Annotated in this window: 16 protein-coding genes and 1 pseudogene; 6 read left to right on the forward strand and 11 right to left on the reverse strand. The window is 68.3% G+C overall.

All coding sequences use genetic code 11. The annotated features are described in order from the left end of the window. Together ACIBB8_RS29250 and ACIBB8_RS29255 are read left to right on the forward strand one after the other, a co-directional pair. Window positions 1-936 (forward strand): IS110 family transposase (locus tag ACIBB8_RS29250; RefSeq protein WP_398957131.1); only part of this gene is annotated, 936 nt, incomplete at its 5' end. A gap of 46 nt (window positions 937-982) precedes the next feature. Continuing rightward, window positions 983-1420 carry a cytidine deaminase family protein gene (locus tag ACIBB8_RS29255; RefSeq protein WP_398957133.1) on the forward strand — a complete coding sequence of 146 codons (438 nt, stop codon included), beginning with the start codon at window positions 983-985 and terminating at the stop codon, window positions 1418-1420. A 195-nt stretch (window positions 1421-1615) separates the two neighbouring features. On the opposite strand, the gene ACIBB8_RS29260 is transcribed toward ACIBB8_RS29255, so the two are convergent. The 5 genes from ACIBB8_RS29260 to ACIBB8_RS29280 all read right to left on the reverse strand — a co-directional run bounded on the left by ACIBB8_RS29260 (window position 1616) and on the right by ACIBB8_RS29280 (window position 6125). Next, window positions 1616-2941 carry a dicarboxylate/amino acid:cation symporter gene (locus tag ACIBB8_RS29260; RefSeq protein WP_398957135.1) on the reverse strand — a complete coding sequence of 442 codons (1326 nt, stop codon included), beginning with the start codon at window positions 2939-2941 and terminating at the stop codon, window positions 1616-1618. 420 nt (window positions 2942-3361) lie between these two features. Continuing rightward, a complete protein-coding gene (locus ACIBB8_RS29265) occupies window positions 3362-3655 on the reverse strand; it encodes a DUF4229 domain-containing protein (protein WP_398957137.1) in 294 nt (97 codons plus the stop codon). A 101-nt stretch (window positions 3656-3756) separates the two neighbouring features. Beyond that, complete coding sequence (locus tag ACIBB8_RS29270) at window positions 3757-4281, reverse strand: GNAT family N-acetyltransferase (RefSeq protein WP_398957139.1); 525 nt, start codon at window positions 4279-4281, stop codon at window positions 3757-3759. Window positions 4282-4402: 121 nt separating this feature from the next. After that, entirely contained in the window at window positions 4403-5566 is a 1164-nt protein-coding gene (mqnE, locus tag ACIBB8_RS29275; protein WP_366689086.1) for an aminofutalosine synthase MqnE, read from the reverse strand. A gap of 103 nt (window positions 5567-5669) precedes the next feature. Then, entirely contained in the window at window positions 5670-6125 is a 456-nt protein-coding gene (locus tag ACIBB8_RS29280; protein WP_366136140.1) for an Lrp/AsnC family transcriptional regulator, read from the reverse strand. A gap of 132 nt (window positions 6126-6257) precedes the next feature. Here ACIBB8_RS29280 and ACIBB8_RS29285 point away from each other — a divergent pair, with 132 nt between their 5' ends. Further along, window positions 6258-6392: a hypothetical protein gene (locus ACIBB8_RS29285; RefSeq protein ID WP_266984549.1), complete on the forward strand. Its 135-nt coding sequence runs from the start codon at window positions 6258-6260 to the stop codon at window positions 6390-6392. A gap of 23 nt (window positions 6393-6415) precedes the next feature. Here the strand turns inward: ACIBB8_RS29285 and ACIBB8_RS29290 are convergent, their stop codons facing one another. Next, window positions 6416-7087, reverse strand: a complete 672-nt coding sequence (locus ACIBB8_RS29290) for a UbiX family flavin prenyltransferase (protein ID WP_398957242.1) — start codon at window positions 7085-7087, stop codon at window positions 6416-6418. 159 nt (window positions 7088-7246) lie between these two features. Here ACIBB8_RS29290 and ACIBB8_RS29295 point away from each other — a divergent pair, with 159 nt between their 5' ends. After that, on the forward strand, window positions 7247-7819 hold the full coding sequence (locus tag ACIBB8_RS29295) for a rhomboid family intramembrane serine protease (RefSeq protein ID WP_398957243.1): 573 nt from the start codon (window positions 7247-7249) through the stop codon (window positions 7817-7819). On the opposite strand, the gene mqnP is transcribed toward ACIBB8_RS29295, so the two are convergent. Both mqnP and ACIBB8_RS29305 read right to left on the reverse strand, forming a co-directional pair. Further along, the gene (gene mqnP, locus ACIBB8_RS29300) at window positions 7809-8726 is read right to left on the reverse strand and encodes a menaquinone biosynthesis prenyltransferase MqnP (protein WP_398957144.1); all 918 of its coding nucleotides are present in this window, start codon (window positions 8724-8726) and stop codon (window positions 7809-7811) included. The two genes, ACIBB8_RS29295 and mqnP, sit on opposite strands and share 11 nt — an antisense overlap. Then, entirely contained in the window at window positions 8723-10180 is a 1458-nt protein-coding gene (locus tag ACIBB8_RS29305; protein ID WP_398957146.1) for a menaquinone biosynthesis decarboxylase, read from the reverse strand. The genes mqnP and ACIBB8_RS29305 overlap by 4 nt, the downstream gene beginning before the upstream one ends. 89 nt (window positions 10181-10269) lie before the next feature. Here ACIBB8_RS29305 and ACIBB8_RS29310 point away from each other — a divergent pair, with 89 nt between their 5' ends. After that, a complete protein-coding gene (locus ACIBB8_RS29310) occupies window positions 10270-10674 on the forward strand; it encodes a PLD nuclease N-terminal domain-containing protein (protein ID WP_398957148.1) in 405 nt (134 codons plus the stop codon). A gap of 83 nt (window positions 10675-10757) precedes the next feature. Then, window positions 10758-10901: pseudogene (locus ACIBB8_RS29315) on the forward strand (nucleoside deaminase); the annotation flags it as partial. A gap of 91 nt (window positions 10902-10992) precedes the next feature. Here ACIBB8_RS29315 and ACIBB8_RS29320 read toward each other — a convergent pair. From ACIBB8_RS29320 to ACIBB8_RS29330, 3 genes are read right to left on the reverse strand one after another with little or no spacing between them, the layout of a single operon-like run. Continuing rightward, a complete protein-coding gene (locus ACIBB8_RS29320; protein WP_398957150.1) occupies window positions 10993-11532 on the reverse strand; it encodes an SRPBCC domain-containing protein in 540 nt (179 codons plus the stop codon). A gap of 51 nt (window positions 11533-11583) precedes the next feature. Then, window positions 11584-12672 (reverse strand): c-type cytochrome biogenesis protein CcsB, encoded by a 1089-nt coding sequence (gene ccsB / locus ACIBB8_RS29325; RefSeq protein WP_398957152.1) that lies wholly within the window; start codon window positions 12670-12672, stop codon window positions 11584-11586. Continuing rightward, window positions 12669-14414 carry a cytochrome c biogenesis protein ResB gene (locus ACIBB8_RS29330; protein ID WP_398957154.1) on the reverse strand — a complete coding sequence of 582 codons (1746 nt, stop codon included), beginning with the start codon at window positions 14412-14414 and terminating at the stop codon, window positions 12669-12671. Before ACIBB8_RS29330 ends, ccsB begins: the two co-directional genes overlap by 4 nt. Window positions 14415-14418 lie beyond the last annotated feature (4 nt).

Here is a 14418-nt window from a genome sequence, read left to right on the forward strand (position 1 = left end):
GGCGCCAAGAGCGACAAGGGCGATGCTCACGCGCTGGCGGACATGGTCCGGATCGACCGGGCCCAGCTGCGGCCGGTGGCCGGCGACAGCGAGGCGGCCCAGGCCGTCAAGGTCGTCGCCCGCGCCCACCAGACCCTGATCTGGGAACGCACCCGCACCTTCCAGCGGCTGCGTTCCACGCTGCGGGAGTACTTCCCCGCCGCGCTGACCGCCTACGCTGACCTGGCCTTGACCAGCACAGACGCGCTGGAACTGCTGATCAAGGCACCCACACCTGCAACAGCGGCGAAGCTGACCCGCACCCAGATCACGGCCGTCCTGGCCCGGCACTGCCGCCGCAACCGGGACGCGAAAGCGGCCACCGTCCAGACCGCCCTGCGCGAGCCGCAGCTCGGCCTGCCCGAGCCGGTCACCGCCGCCTACGCGGCCGCAGCCACCGCCCACGCCCGCCTGATCATCGCGCTGAACGAGCAGATCGACGCGATGGAAGTACAGGTGAAAGCGCATTTTCTCGCGCACCCGGACGCTGAGATCTACCTCTCGATGCCCGGCATCGGTGAGATCACCGGCGCCCGGGTGCTCGCCGAGTTCGGGGACGACCCCACCCGCTACACCTCTGCGAAGGCCCGCAAGAACTACGCCGGCACCAGCCCCGTCACCCGGGCCTCCGGCAAGACCCGCACCGTCCAGGCCCGCTACGTCCGCAACAACCGCCTGGCCGACGCGCTCCAGACCCAAGCCTTCTGCGCACTGCGGGCCTCGCCAGGAGCCCGTCGCTACTACGACAAGCAACGAGCCCGCGAGGCCGGCTACAACCCCGCCCTCCGCCAGCTCGGCAACCGCCTCGTCGGCATCCTCCACGGCTGCCTCAAGACCCGCACCACCTACGACGAAGCCACTGCGTGGTCACACCACGCCTACCCCCAGCCCGCTTGACACCCCAACGACATGGGGTGTCTGACACCTTACGAAGGCAGAGACGATGACCACGCAAACCCACCACGTCGACCACGAACTCATTCGGGCCGCGGCCCACGTCGCGCGCACTCGCTGCCGGGGCGACAACCACACCATGGCGGCTGCGGCCCGCGCCCAGGACGGCCGGATCATCACCGCGGTGAACGCTTACCACTTCACTGGAGGCCCCTGTGCTGAGCTGGTCCTCATCGGCGCGGCAGCCGCCCAAGGCGCCTACGAGCTGGACACGATCGTCGCCGTGGGCGACCGTGACCGGGGCGTCGTTCCCCCCTGCGGCCGGTGCCGACAGGTCCTGCTCGACTACTTCCCTGCCCTGAAGGTCATCGTCGGTGCAGACGACCGCCTCCGGACCCTTTCCGTCATCGACCTGCTTCCCGAAAGCTACGTCTGGGCCGATCACCAGCTCGACGTTGAGCAAACCGAGCCACTCAGCCCAAGCTGACACCGCCCGACGACAACAGGGCGAACGTTGCCTGATGCGGCACGAGCAGGCAGGCAGACGCGTTTACTCCCGGGGAGGTTCACCGGCTCCCCACCGCATGGTGAACGGTCTCATCCAGTTGAGTAGCTCCGTCAACGGGACGTGCCCCACACCCAACCAAGGGTGCAGGACACGTTCCGGACGAGCCAGGGGACGTCAGGCGGCGGCAACCACAGCCTGCGGCTCGTCCACAGGGGACGACGTCGCCGTGTTGTACTGGTCGCGGTCGAGGATCTTCTCCCGCGAGGCCACAATCAACGGCGTGACAACTTGCCCAGCAACGTTGGTGGCCGTGCGCATCATGTCCAGGATCGGGTCGATGGCCATCAGCAGACCCACACCCTCCAGCGGCAGACCCAGCGTCGACAGCGTGAGGGTCAGCATGACCGTCGCACCGGTGAGACCGGCGGTGGCCGCCGAGCCGATCACCGAGACGAACGCGATCAGGACGTAGTCACCGACACCCAGCTGCACGTCGAAGATCTGGGCGATGAAGATCGCCGCCAGCGCCGGGTAGATCGCGGCGCAGCCGTCCATCTTCGTGGTCGCCCCGAACGGGACACTGAAGCTCGCGTACTCCTTCGGGACGCCGAGACGCTCGGTGACCTTCTGGGTGACCGGCATCGTGCCGACCGAGGAGCGGGAGACGAAGGCCAGCTGGATCGCGGGCCAGGCACCCTTGAAGAACTGGACCGGGTTGACCTTGGCGACGGTGGCGAGCAGCAGCGGGTACACACCGAACAGCACCAGGGCGCAGCCGATGTAGACGTCGGCGGTGAACGTCGCGTACTTGCCGATCAGGTCCCAGCCGTAGTCGGCGATCGCATAGCCGATGAGGCCGATGGTGCCGATGGGGGCCAGCCGGATGACCCACCACAGGGCCTTCTGGAGGAGCTCCAGGATCGACTCGCTGAGCGTGAGGATCGGCTGGGCCTTCTCGCCGAGCTGGAGCGCGGCGATACCGGCGACGGCGGCCATGAAGACGATCTGCAGGACGTTCAGCTCGGTGAACGGGGTGATCACGTTCTCCGGGATGATGCCGGTGAGGAAGTCGAGCCAGGAGCCGGCGTGCTCCGGCAGCTTGCCGTCCTTCGGCGTGAGGCCGGTTCCGGAGCCCGGGTTGGTGATCAGACCGATCGCGAGGCCGATGGCGACCGCGATCAGCGAGGTGATCATGAACCAGAGCAGGGTCCGGGTGGCCAGCCGGGCAGCGTTGTTGACCTTGCGCAGGTTGGTGATCGACACCAGGATCGCGAAGAAGACGAGGGGTGCGACGGCCAGCTTCAGCAGCTGGACGAAGAGGTGGCCGACCTTGTCGAGCGTGGTGTAGAGCCAGTTGATGTCCTGGCTGCGGGCGAGCCACCCGAGCAGCACGCCGAGGACGAGACCGGCGATGATCTGGGCCCAGAACGGGACCTTGGGTATACGGAATCCGGAGCCGGACGGCTTGCCGGCGGTGGCGGACGCGGGATTCGCGGACACGGACACACTCCTGATGTGACGCATCGGGGCGCACGGGGGCGAGACGGGGGGGGGGACGGGGGTGCGGCGCCCGCGTCAGGGGCGGCGCCGCTGCATGGTGCCGGTTCGACGTTGCGGCTAACAGACCGCGGACATACAGCGGCAGAGATCGACATGCAGGCGCGCCACGAGCGGAATGCTCGCCGAACGGCGGGGGCGCACAGCTGTCTTCATGCCGAACACGTTAACACTTGAACTTTGAGAGCCTCAAAGATCTTCTTTGGGGAACCATGACCTGCCCGGCCCCGGGAAATGACGAAACCCCAGTACATGAGCGGGAAGCTCGGTACTGGGGCCCGAAGAAGATCTCTGCGGCTGTGAGGAACCTTACGTATCCCCCTACCCGATACGCACGCGGCCCTCACGGGCTCCACGCGCGCGCTACGCGACGTCGTCCTCCTGGCCCTGGTTCGCCGCCAGCCGCGCCTTGGCACGGTCGATCCTGGGAGCGATCTGCGCGGACATCTCGTCACGCTGCTTGCGCAGCAGCACGTAGCTGAGGGGCGCGGAGAGAACCAGGGCCAGCAAGGCGATCCAGAGGGCGTTGGACCCGCCGAGTCCGGAGGGCAGCAGACCGTAGGTGACAGCCACGGCGACGACGACGAGGCAGCCGACGAAGATGCTGAGGCGCATCAGGGTGTACCGGATCGTTGCGCTCGGCTTGGCAGCGGGCACGGCTGGCCTTCTCTCTACGTACGACAATCCTGCCCGACCAGTGAAGCATGCCCCGATATCGATCGCTTCGGCGGGCAGGTTCAGCCCGAGGACTCCTGCTGTCAGCCCAGCGGGAGCAGCATGATGATGTCGTCGCGGTCGTCCCCGTCGGCGACCCGGATCGCGCCCGGCACCCGCCCGACCTCCTGGTAACCGCACGACATGTAGAAACGGTCGGCGCCGGTGCCGCCCCGGCAGGTCAGCCGGATCGCCTCGATGCCCTCGAACCCGCGGGCCGCCTCCGCCACGGCGGACATCAGGCCGCGGCCGTAGCCCTTGCCCTGGTGTCGCGGGTGGACCATCACCGTGTAGATCCAGAGCCAGTGGGTCATCAGCCGGTGCGTGTTGCGGGTGAGGAAGGCGGTGGCGGCGACGGCCCCCTCCTCGTCGTACCCGACCAGCAGCCGGGTGTGCCCCTCGGCCATCGAGACGAGGTGCTTGACCAGTTCGGGCCGGATCTCCTCGGTGGTGACGGGCGGTATGAAGCCGACAGCTCCGCCCGCGTTGGAGACATCGGCCCAGAGCGCGATGATGCCGTCCCGCAGCGTGCCGTCGAACTTGGGATCGAGCTCGAAAGTAAGCGCCATAAGGGCAGACTATCTATTACCGAATGGGTGGCTGAAGATCCGTCCGGTACGCGAGAAAGCCCCGGCCGGGGACGGCGGCCGGGGCTTTCGTACGGAGCGGTACGCAGAGACGTGCCGGGCGTCAGACACGCATCGGCTGCGGCGCCTCACGACGGTCCGCGTCCGGCCCCGGGTACTCGCGGATGATCTCGTACCGGGTGTTGCGCTCGACGGGGCGGAAGCCCGCGTCCCGGATCAGGTCCAGCAGGTCGTCACGGCCGAGCTTGTTCGGCGTGCCGTAGTTGTCCGCGTCGTGCGTGATCTTGTACTCGACGACCGAGCCGTCCATGTCGTCCGCGCCGTGCTGCAGCGCGAGCTGGGCGGTCTGCACGCCGTGCATCACCCAGAAGACCTTGACGTGCGGGACGTTGTCGAAGAGCAGACGCGAGACCGCGAAGGTCTTCAGCGCCTCGGCGCCGGTCGCCATCGTCGTCCGCGCCTGGAGCTTGTTGCGGACCTTGCCGTCCTTCATGTCCACGAAGTCGTGCTGGTAGCGGAGCGGGATGAAGACCTGGAAGCCGCCGGTCTCGTCCTGCAGCTCGCGCAGTCGCAGCACGTGGTCGACGCGGTGACGCGGCTCCTCGATGTGCCCGTACAGCATCGTCGCCGGGGTCTTCAGCCCCTTCTCGTGCGCGAGGCGGTGGATGCGCGACCAGTCTTCCCAGTGGGTGTTGTGGTCCACGATGTGCTGGCGGACCTCCCAGTCGAAGATCTCCGCGCCGCCACCGGTCAGCGACTCCAGACCGGCCTCGATCAGCTCGTCGAGGATCTCGGAGGCGGAGAGCCCGGAGATGGTCTCGAAGTGGTGGATCTCGGTTGCGGTGAACGCCTTGAGGGAGACCTGCGGCAGGGCTTCCTTCAGCGCGCTGAGAGAGCGCGGGTAGTAGCGCCACGGAAGGGTGGGGTGCAGCCCGTTGACGATGTGCAGCTCGGTGAGGTTCTCGCCCTCCATCGCCTTCGCGAGGCGGACGGCCTCCTCGATGCGCATCGTGTACGCGTCCTTCTCGCCCGGCTTGCGCTGGAACGAGCAGTACGCGCACGACGCGGTGCACACGTTCGTCATGTTGAGGTGCCGGTTGACGTTGAAATGCACGACGTCGCCGTTCTTGCGCGTGCGCACCTCGTGGGCGAGGCCGCCGAGCCAGGCCAGGTCGTCCGACTCGTAGAGAGCGATGCCGTCCTCGCGGGTCAGCCGCTCCCCCGCGCGGACCTTCTCCTCCAGCTCGCGCTTGAGCCCAACGTCCATGCGGCTGCCTCCCAGATGTCTCTGACGTGCTGTGCGTTCCACCGGATTCCGCCGTGACACCGGCAGAAACCCCCGGTCCCCCGGGGGCTCCACCACGTTACGCCTACGGCTCCTCGGGGAGTTCCCCGACCCGGTTCTCCCACTTGGTGGAGAGCACGATCGTCGTACGGGTCCGGGAGACGCCCTTCGTGCCGCTGAGCCGGCGGATGGTCTTCTCCAGGCCGTCGACGTCACCGACTCGCACCTTGAGCATGAACGAGTCGTCGCCCGCGATGAACCAGCAGTCCTCGATCTCGGCGAGGTCCTTGAGCCGGCGCGCCACGTCCTCGTGGTCGGCGGCGTCGGAGAGCGAGATGCCGATCAGGGCCGTCACCCCGAGCCCGAGCGAGGCGGCGTCGACAGTGGCGCGGTAACCAGTGATGACACCGGCGGTTTCCAGCCGGTTGATGCGGTCGGTGACGCTGGGCCCGGAGAGCCCGACGAGCCGTCCCAGCTCGGCGTACGAGGCCCTGCCGTTCTCCCTCAGGGCCTGGATGAGCTGCCTGTCCACCGCGTCCATATGACTGAAACCTTCCATTGTTCAGCAGTACCGCGAGTTTACGTGTAGAATCTAAGGCATACAGGGCCCACGCCCTGTAAATCTTCCAGATATTTCAAAAAGTGCTTTCGAATCCTCAGGAGTGAAAACACCGTGTACACGATCGAGATGGCCTACGCCCGGATGCGCGAGCTGCAGGACCTGGCCAACCGCTCGCGTGCCCACCAGCCCGCCGCCGCGCACCGGATCGACAAGACCCGCACCCCGCGCGCCCCGAAGAAGCGCTGAGTCCCGCCGGGACGAACCCGGCCTCAGTCACGGGAGCCACCGAGCTTCCCCTCCCACCGGCGGTACAGCTGGTGCGGCACCCCTGCCGCGTCCAGCACCCGCCCCGCGACGAAGTCCACCAGATCCTGGATGTGCGTCGCGCCCGCATAGAACGCCGGAGAGGCGGGCAGCACCACGGCGCCCGCCTCGTCCAGGGCCACCAGATGCTTCAGCGTCGATGCGTTCAGCGGAGTCTCGCGCACCGCGACGACCAGCTTCCGCCGCTCCTTGAGCGTCACGCTCGCGGCCCGCTGCAGCAGATCCTTCGAGAGCCCGAGCGCCACTCCGGCCACACAGGCCGTCGAGGCGGGAACGATCAGCATCCCCTTCGCCGGGTACGACCCCGAGGACGGCCCGGCCGCGAGATCACCGGCCGCCCAGTGCCGCACCCCGTCGAGCTCCGCATCGCCCACCTCGAAGGTGTCCGGCTTCCCGTCCGCGCCGCGCGCCAGCCAGCTCCGCAGGTCCTCCTGCCAGCGTGCGTCGCGGAAGGCGATCCCGGTCTCGTCCAGCAGCGTCAGCCGCGAGGCCCGGCTCACCACCAGGTCGACGCTCTCGCCCGCGGCCAGCAGACCACGCAGCACAGCAGCGGCGAACGGTGTACCTGAGGCGCCCGAAACCCCGACAATCCAAGGCTGCCGCCGCTGCTGACTCACTGAAGTCCCGGATTCCACACCCCCGAGCCTATCCGGCCCGGGAGTTGCGGAACCGAGCGAGGGGCTTCGCGCGTTCCGACAGATGAAGGACAGGCCGTCGACGGCCAAGGACAGGGGGCGGCCGTGACCGGTACCCGTACAGGCACCTCCGCGCGGGCGATGACGGCCGGCGCGCTGATGCTGGGCTGGATCGCACTGCTGTGGGTGCTCGAAGGCATCGACACGGCGACCGGCCAGGCACTCGACACGTATGGCATCACCCCGCGCGAGCCGGCGGAACTCCTCGACATCGTGCCCGCCGCGTTCCTGCACAGCGGGTGGGAGCATGTCGCCTCCAACACCGTCCCGCTGCTGGTCCTCGGCTTCATCGCCGCCCTCGGCGGGATACGCCGGTTCGCCGCCGTCGTCCTCACCGTCATCGTCGTCAGCGGCTTCGGCGTCTGGCTGACCGCGCCGCCGCACACCGTCACGCTCGGCGCGTCCGGCGTCGTCTTCGGCCTCTTCGGTTATCTGCTGGTCCGCGGCTTCGTCGACCGGAGGCCGCTCGACATCGTGGTGGGCGTCGTGATCGCCGCGGTCTACGGCTCACTGCTGTGGGGAGTCCTGCCGACCGACTCCGGGATCAGCTGGCAGGGGCATCTGTTCGGGCTGATCGGAGGGGTGGGCGCAGCGTTCGCGTTCCGCCGCCCGCGCCGTACCCCCCGCCCCGTACCACCCGCCTTCACGGTGTGAGGCCGCGCACCAGCAGGTCCAGCAGGGCGCATGCGAACAGCGCGATTCCGATGAATCCGTTGACGGAGAAGAACGCCCGGTTCAGCCGGGACAGATCGTGCGGCCGCACCACGCGGTGCTCGTACACGAACGCCACGGCGACGATCACCATCCCGATCCAGTAGAGCAGCTCAGCACCCGTCGCCAGGCCGAACCAGACCAGCAGCCCGGTCGTCACCGCATGGCAGACCCGCGCCCCCCACAGCGCGGCCGGGATCCCGAAGCGGGCCGGGACTGAGAACACCCCGTGCGCGCGGTCCGCCTGGACGTCCTGGCAGGCGAAGATCAGGTCGAAGCCGCCGATCCAGACGCCGACCGCGAGGCCGAGTATCACCGCGTCCCACGACCAGCTCCCGGTGACCGCCAGCCAGGCCCCGATGGGCCCTATGGCCTGCGCGATGCCGAGGATGGCGTGCGGGAAGTGCGTGAACCGCTTGCCGTACGGATAGACGACCATCGGCACGACGGCGATCGGCGCGAGCGCCAGACACAGCGGGTTCAGCAGCGCGGCGGCGCCGAGGAAGACGACGACCGCGACGAGCGCGCCCGTCCACGCCGACCTCACGGAGACGGCACCGGTGACCAGCTCACGGCCGGCGGTACGCGGATTACGGGCGTCGATCTCGCGGTCGATGATCCGGTTCGCGGCCATCGCGAACGTGCGCAGCCCGACCATCGCGACGGTGACGAGCAGCAGGCGCACCCAGTGGATGTTCTCGTCGAGGTGGAACATCGCGGTCAGCGAGGCGATGTAGGCGAAGGGCAGCGCGAAGACCGAGTGCTCGATCATCACGAGCCGCAAGAACGCCTTGACCCTGCCGGTCGGTTGCGCGGGCCCGGGGCCCAGCGTCGCTTCGGCCGCACTCACAGCCCGTACTCCTTCCATCGGCGGTCGACCTTCGCCGCCGTCTCCGGGTCGGACTCGACCATGTCCGGCCAGCCCCCGTCCCGGGTGTAGCCCTCCTCGGGCCACTTCTTCGTCGCGTCGATGCCCGCCTTGCCGCCCCAGAACTGCTGGTAGGAGGCGTGGTCGAGATGATCGACCGGGCCTTCGGTGACAGTGAGGTCCCGGGCGTAGTCGGTGTTGCCGAGCGCCCGCCAGGCGACCTCGTGCAGATCGTGGACGTCGCAGTCGGAGTCCACGACGACGATCAGTTTGGTCAGCGACATCATGTGCGCGCCCCAGATGGCACTCATCACCTTCTGGGCGTGCTTCGGGTACTTCTTGTCGATCGAGACGATCGCGCAGTTGTGGAAGCCGCCCGCCTCCGGAAGGTGGTAGTCCACGATGTCCGGCACGATGATCTTGAGCAGGGGCAGGAAGAACCGCTCGGTGGCCCGCCCCAGCGGCCCGTCCTCGGTCGGCGGCCGGCCCACCACGATCGACTGGAGCAGCGGACGCTTCCGCATGGTCACGCAGTCGATGGTCAGCGCGGGGAACGGTTCCTGCGGCGTGTAGAACCCGGTGTGGTCGCCGAACGGCCCCTCGGGAAGCATCTTCCCGGGCTCCAGCCACCCCTCGATGACGACCTCCGCCTGCGCCGGGACCTGCAGCGGCACGGTCTTGCAGTCGACCATCTCGATCCGCTTGCCCTGGATGAACCCGGCGAACAGATACTCGTCGATGTCCCCGGGCAGCGGGGCGGTGGACGCGTACGTCACCGCGGGCGGCGCCCCGAACGCGATCGCGACGGGCAGCCGCTCCCCGCGCTTGGCGGCGACCTGGTAGTGATTGCGGCTGTCCTTGTGGATCTGCCAGTGCATCCCGATGGTGCGCCGGTCGTGGCGCTGGAGCCGGTAGAGCCCCAGGTTCCGTACGCCGGTCTCCGGGTGCTTGGTGTGGGTGAGCCCCAGGTTGAAGAAGGAGCCGCCGTCCTCGGGCCAGGTGAAGAGTGCGGGCAGCCGGTCCAGGTCCACGTCGTCCCCGGTGAAGACGACCTCCTGCACGGGGGCGCTGTCCGACTTCACCTTCTTCGGCGGCACGTGCACCATCGAGCCGAGCTTGCCGAACGCCTCGCGCACTCCGACGAAGCCGTGCGGCAGCTCCGGCTTCAGCAGGCCGCCGATCTTGTCGCTGATATCGGCGTACGACTTCAGCCCGAGCGCCTTCAGCAGCCGCCGGTCGGTCCCGAAGACATTCATGGCCAGGGGCATCGACGAGCCCTTGACGTTCTCGAAGAGCAGCGCCGGGCCGCCCGCCTTGTTCACGCGGTCGACGATCTCGCCGACCTCCAGGTAGGGGTCGACCTCGGCCTTGATGCGCTTGAGCTCGCCCTCGCGCTCCAGCGCCCGGAGGAGGGAACGAAGATCGTCGTAAGCCATGCGATCCAGTATCGGCCACGGGCTACCCTGGGCCCGTCACCGGGGCGGGACAGTGCCCCGCCATCTCTCCGCGGGGGGAACCTTCCACCATGTTCCGGGCCTTGATCTATCTCCTGCCTCTGGCGCTGACGATCTACGCGTTCATCGACTGTCTGAACACCCCGGAGGACGAGGCCAAGCACCTGCCGAAGATCGCCTGGGTCTTCATCATCCTGCTCTTCTGGATCGTCGGCCCGATCGTGTGGCTGGCCGCCGGCAAGCTGCGTCAGGTGCCCGCCGGAGGCCGTACGCCCTCCGAATGGCACCGCAATCACCGCCACGAATGGGTGGCACCGGACGACAATCCGGAATTCCTGAGGACGCTGAAGGAAGAGAACAAGAAGGACGAGTCGCTCCTCAAGAACTGGGAGGCGGATCTGCGCCGCCGCGAGGAGGAGCTCAAGCGCCGGGAGAGCGGGGCCGGTCCCGAGGAGTCCGCTCCGCCCGCCTCGTAGCGCGCAGGCTCACGGATACAGCGGCTGCCCCGGCCGTTCGGGCCGGGGCAGCCGCGCTGTCCGCTCCTGCGGGGCGCTTCGAGGGCGAGGCCGCCACCTTCCACGGCGGCCACGGCTGGCTGGCCGAGCACGGCGTCCAGGTCGTACTGCTCGACGACCCCGAATGCACCGCCCTGATGCGAGAGTTCATCCGCGACCACCCCGACCTGTGGAACGAGGACATCGGTACCGAACAGCGGTGCCGGTGGTGGAACTGGCGCCCGGGGCCGACTCCCAGCGGTTCGCGGCGATCGCCTGGCCGGAGGGGAAGCCCCCGGCTCAGAACTGCTTGCCGCCGTCGTCCGCACCGTAGCTCTCACGCAGTTCCCGCCATCGGTTCAGGGTCCACCGTGACCAGTCGGCGGGGTGCCCGTCCAGGGCGTCCACCAGGTACTCGAAGTGGTTGTGCCAGCCCGCGAGGCAGTCCAGCCGCAGCGCGTCGTCGCCGTGGAACTCGTTGCTGAAGCGCAGGAGCACGTGGTCGCCGCGCGGCGGCTCCAAGTGGAAGCGGATCCGGCCATGCACCCCTGCGAGGGTGTACTCGGCGACGCGCTCGATGTCCCAGGCGGTGACGGTGCCGGAGGCGACCGTGGCGTTCCCGTCCGGGTCGGTATTGAGCCAGCGCAGTGTGATCGCCCCGCCGATGCGTGGCTCGAACGGGTCGGCGGCGGCGAGCCAGCCCCGCAGCCCCTCGGAACTGGCAACGGCTGCCCACACCCGTGGGACGGGGTGGGGCAGCCGGAGCACGAACCGCAGGAGGTGATGGTCACCGTGGGTCTCGGCGGTACCACGTTCGATCACGGGGAGCGCGTCGGTCATGGTTCCAGCGTGGCCCGGTGGGGCGCGTTCCGCACCCGTACGCGGGAACGGTCAGACGCCGGCGTAGGAGTGCTTGCCGGTGACGAAGATGTTCACGCCGTAGTAGTTGAAGAGCCAGCAGCCGAACGCGATCAGCGCCAGGTAGGCGGCCTTGCGGCCCTTCCAGCCCGCGGTGGCGCGGGCGTGCAGGTAGCAGGCGTACGCGACCCAGGTGATGAAGGACCAGACCTCCTTGGGGTCCCAGCCCCAGTAGCGGCCCCAGGCGTCGCCCGCCCAGATCGCACCCGCGATGATCGTGAACGTCCACAGCGGGAAGACGGCGGCGTTGATGCGGTACGAGAACTTGTCGAGGGTCGCCGCGGCGGGCAGCCGGGACAGCACGGACTGGGCGAAGGAGCCGGGCTCGGTGCCGTTCGCCAGCTTGCTCTCGTAGCTGTCGCGGAACAGGTAGAGCAGCGTGGCGACCGCGCCGATGTAGAAGACGGCGCCGCAGATGATGGCGGTGGAGACGTGGATCCACAGCCAGTACGAGTGCAGTGCGGGCACCAGCTGGTCGCTGGAGGTGTACAGCACGGTGGTCGCGATGCCGAGGTCCAGCAGGACGGTGGTGACCAGCAGCAGGCCCATCCAGCGGACGTTCTTCTTCAGCGCCATCAGGATCAGGTACGCGGCGACGGCCACCGTGGAGAAGGTGATCGAGAACTCGTACATGTTGCCCCAGGGGGCACGCTGCACGGACATCGCGCGGGCAATGACACCACCGGCCTGGACGAGGAAGGCGACGACGGTCAGGGAGACCGCGATCCGCCCGTACAGGTCACCCTTGAACGTGCCCCCGGCGGCGCCGGGGCCGTCCGGGACGTCCCGCGAGCCGGCGGCGGACCTCGTGATGATCTTCGGCCGGTCCAGTACGGCGGTGGCGCCGCCCTTCTGCGCGACCTGGACCTGGATCTTCGCCGGGGAGGCGGCGGCACCGTCCCCGGTCAGCGCGGCGGCGGTGCGGCCGACCTTGCTGCGGCTGCCGAACACCCACTCCGCGATGTGCGCGAAGAAGGCCAGGGTGTAGACGGCCATCGACGAATAGATCAGCACATTGCTGGTGTGTGCCAGATTCTCGTTGGTTGCGGCGGCGAGATTCACTTCTCAGCCCCTTCGGCAGGTTCTTCGGAAAGTGCTTCGGCAGATGCGTCGTCGGGCGCGGTGGGCGCCACGTCATGGAGGGTGACCGCGAGATCGGCCAGCTCCTCGGGAAGCTTCGCGGACTCGCTGCGGCCCAGCCCCGCCATCTCCACGACGGTGACGCCGTCCGCTCCCCGTACGGCCCGGACCCAGACCCGGCGCCGCTGGATGAACAGCGACCCGGCCAGACCGGCGATGGCCCCGATGGCTCCGGTGAGCGCCCAGCCGCTGGCGGGCTGCTGCGAGATCTGGAAGCTGGCCCATTGCTCGACGCCTTCGAAGGTGATCGATCCGGCGCCGTCCGGCAGCTTCATCGTCTCGCCGGGCAGCAGCCGCTGCTTCAGCTTGTCGCCCTTGCTGTCCTCGAACGGCTCCATCTTCGAGGTGTTCAGCTGGTACACGTTCTGCGGCAGTCCGGAGTCGACACCGAGGCTGCCGTGGTACCCGTTGAGGGCCAGTACCGGGAAGTCGGCGGCCGGGAACTGGGAGAACATCGTCCCCTTGCCGTTGCCCGCGAACGTCGGCACGAAGAACGCCTGGAAGCCCAGCTGGTCCCTCTTGCCGGTCCCGTCCTTGTAGCCGTCCATCACCTTGATCGCACCGGTCGAGGTGACATTCGAGTCGATCGGCAGCAGCGGCACGGCGGCCTTGTAGACCTCCTTGCCCCTGCCGTCCTTGACGGAGACGACCGGGGCGTAGCCGTGCCCGATCAGATAGACCTTGGAACCGTCGACCACCAGCGGCTCGTTGACCTTGATGACCGCCTTCTTCGGCTTGCCGTACGCACCCTCGGAGTACGTGACGTGCGCCTCGTACGTGCGGGGCGTGCCGATCTGCGGGCCGCTGCGCTCGTACGTGCCGACGAACTTGTCGAGGGTGAAGCTGAACGGGGCGAGCGAGTCGGGGTCGTACAGCGAACCGGACTTGAAGTCGTCGTACTGCGTCAGCGTGTTGGAGAAGCCGTCGCCCTGGACGATCAGCTTGCCGCCCTCGGACTTGAAGAGCTGCCCGGTGGCGAAGGCCACCAGCATGACGATCAGCGCGATATGGAACATCAGGTTCCCGGCCTCGCGCAGATAGCCCTTCTCCGCGGCGACCGCATCGCCGTCCACGTGCGCCCTGAAGCGCCGCTTGCGCATCATCGCGAGCGCGGCCTCGCGGACCTGCTCGGGTTCGGCGTCGGTGCGCCACGTCGTGTAGGCGGGCAGCCGGGTCAGCCGCTTGGGGGCGCCCGGCGGCCGGCTGCGCAGCTGGCCGATGAACTGGCCGGTGCGCGGCACGATGCAGCCGATGAGGGAGATGAACAGCAGGATGTAGATCGCGGAGAACCACACCGAGCTGTATACGTCGAAGAACTGGAGCTTCTCGTAGATCGGCGTGACGGTGGTGTGGGCTTCCTTGAAGGTCTGCACCTTCAGCTCGTCCACGCTGTTCTGCGGGATCAGCGAGCCGGGGATGGCGCCGAGCGAGAGCAGGAAGAGCAGGATCAGCGCGACCCGCATCGAGGTGAGCTGGCGCCAGAACCAGCGCGCCCAGCCGATGACGCCCATGGCGGGCAGCGTGGCCAGGGCCTCTTCACGCGGGGCGGTGGAGAGCTGCGAGCCGGCCGCGCCGAGTTCGGCCGCGTTCTCCCGCTCCTGCCGGCTCTCACGCTCGCGCTCGTTCGCGCGCTCTTCGGCCGCGTTGGACTTGGTGTTGCTCATTGGA

Origin of the sequence: Streptomyces sp. NPDC051286 (genome assembly GCF_044455345.1) — a bacterium.
Lineage (GTDB): Bacteria > Actinomycetota > Actinomycetes > Streptomycetales > Streptomycetaceae > Streptomyces.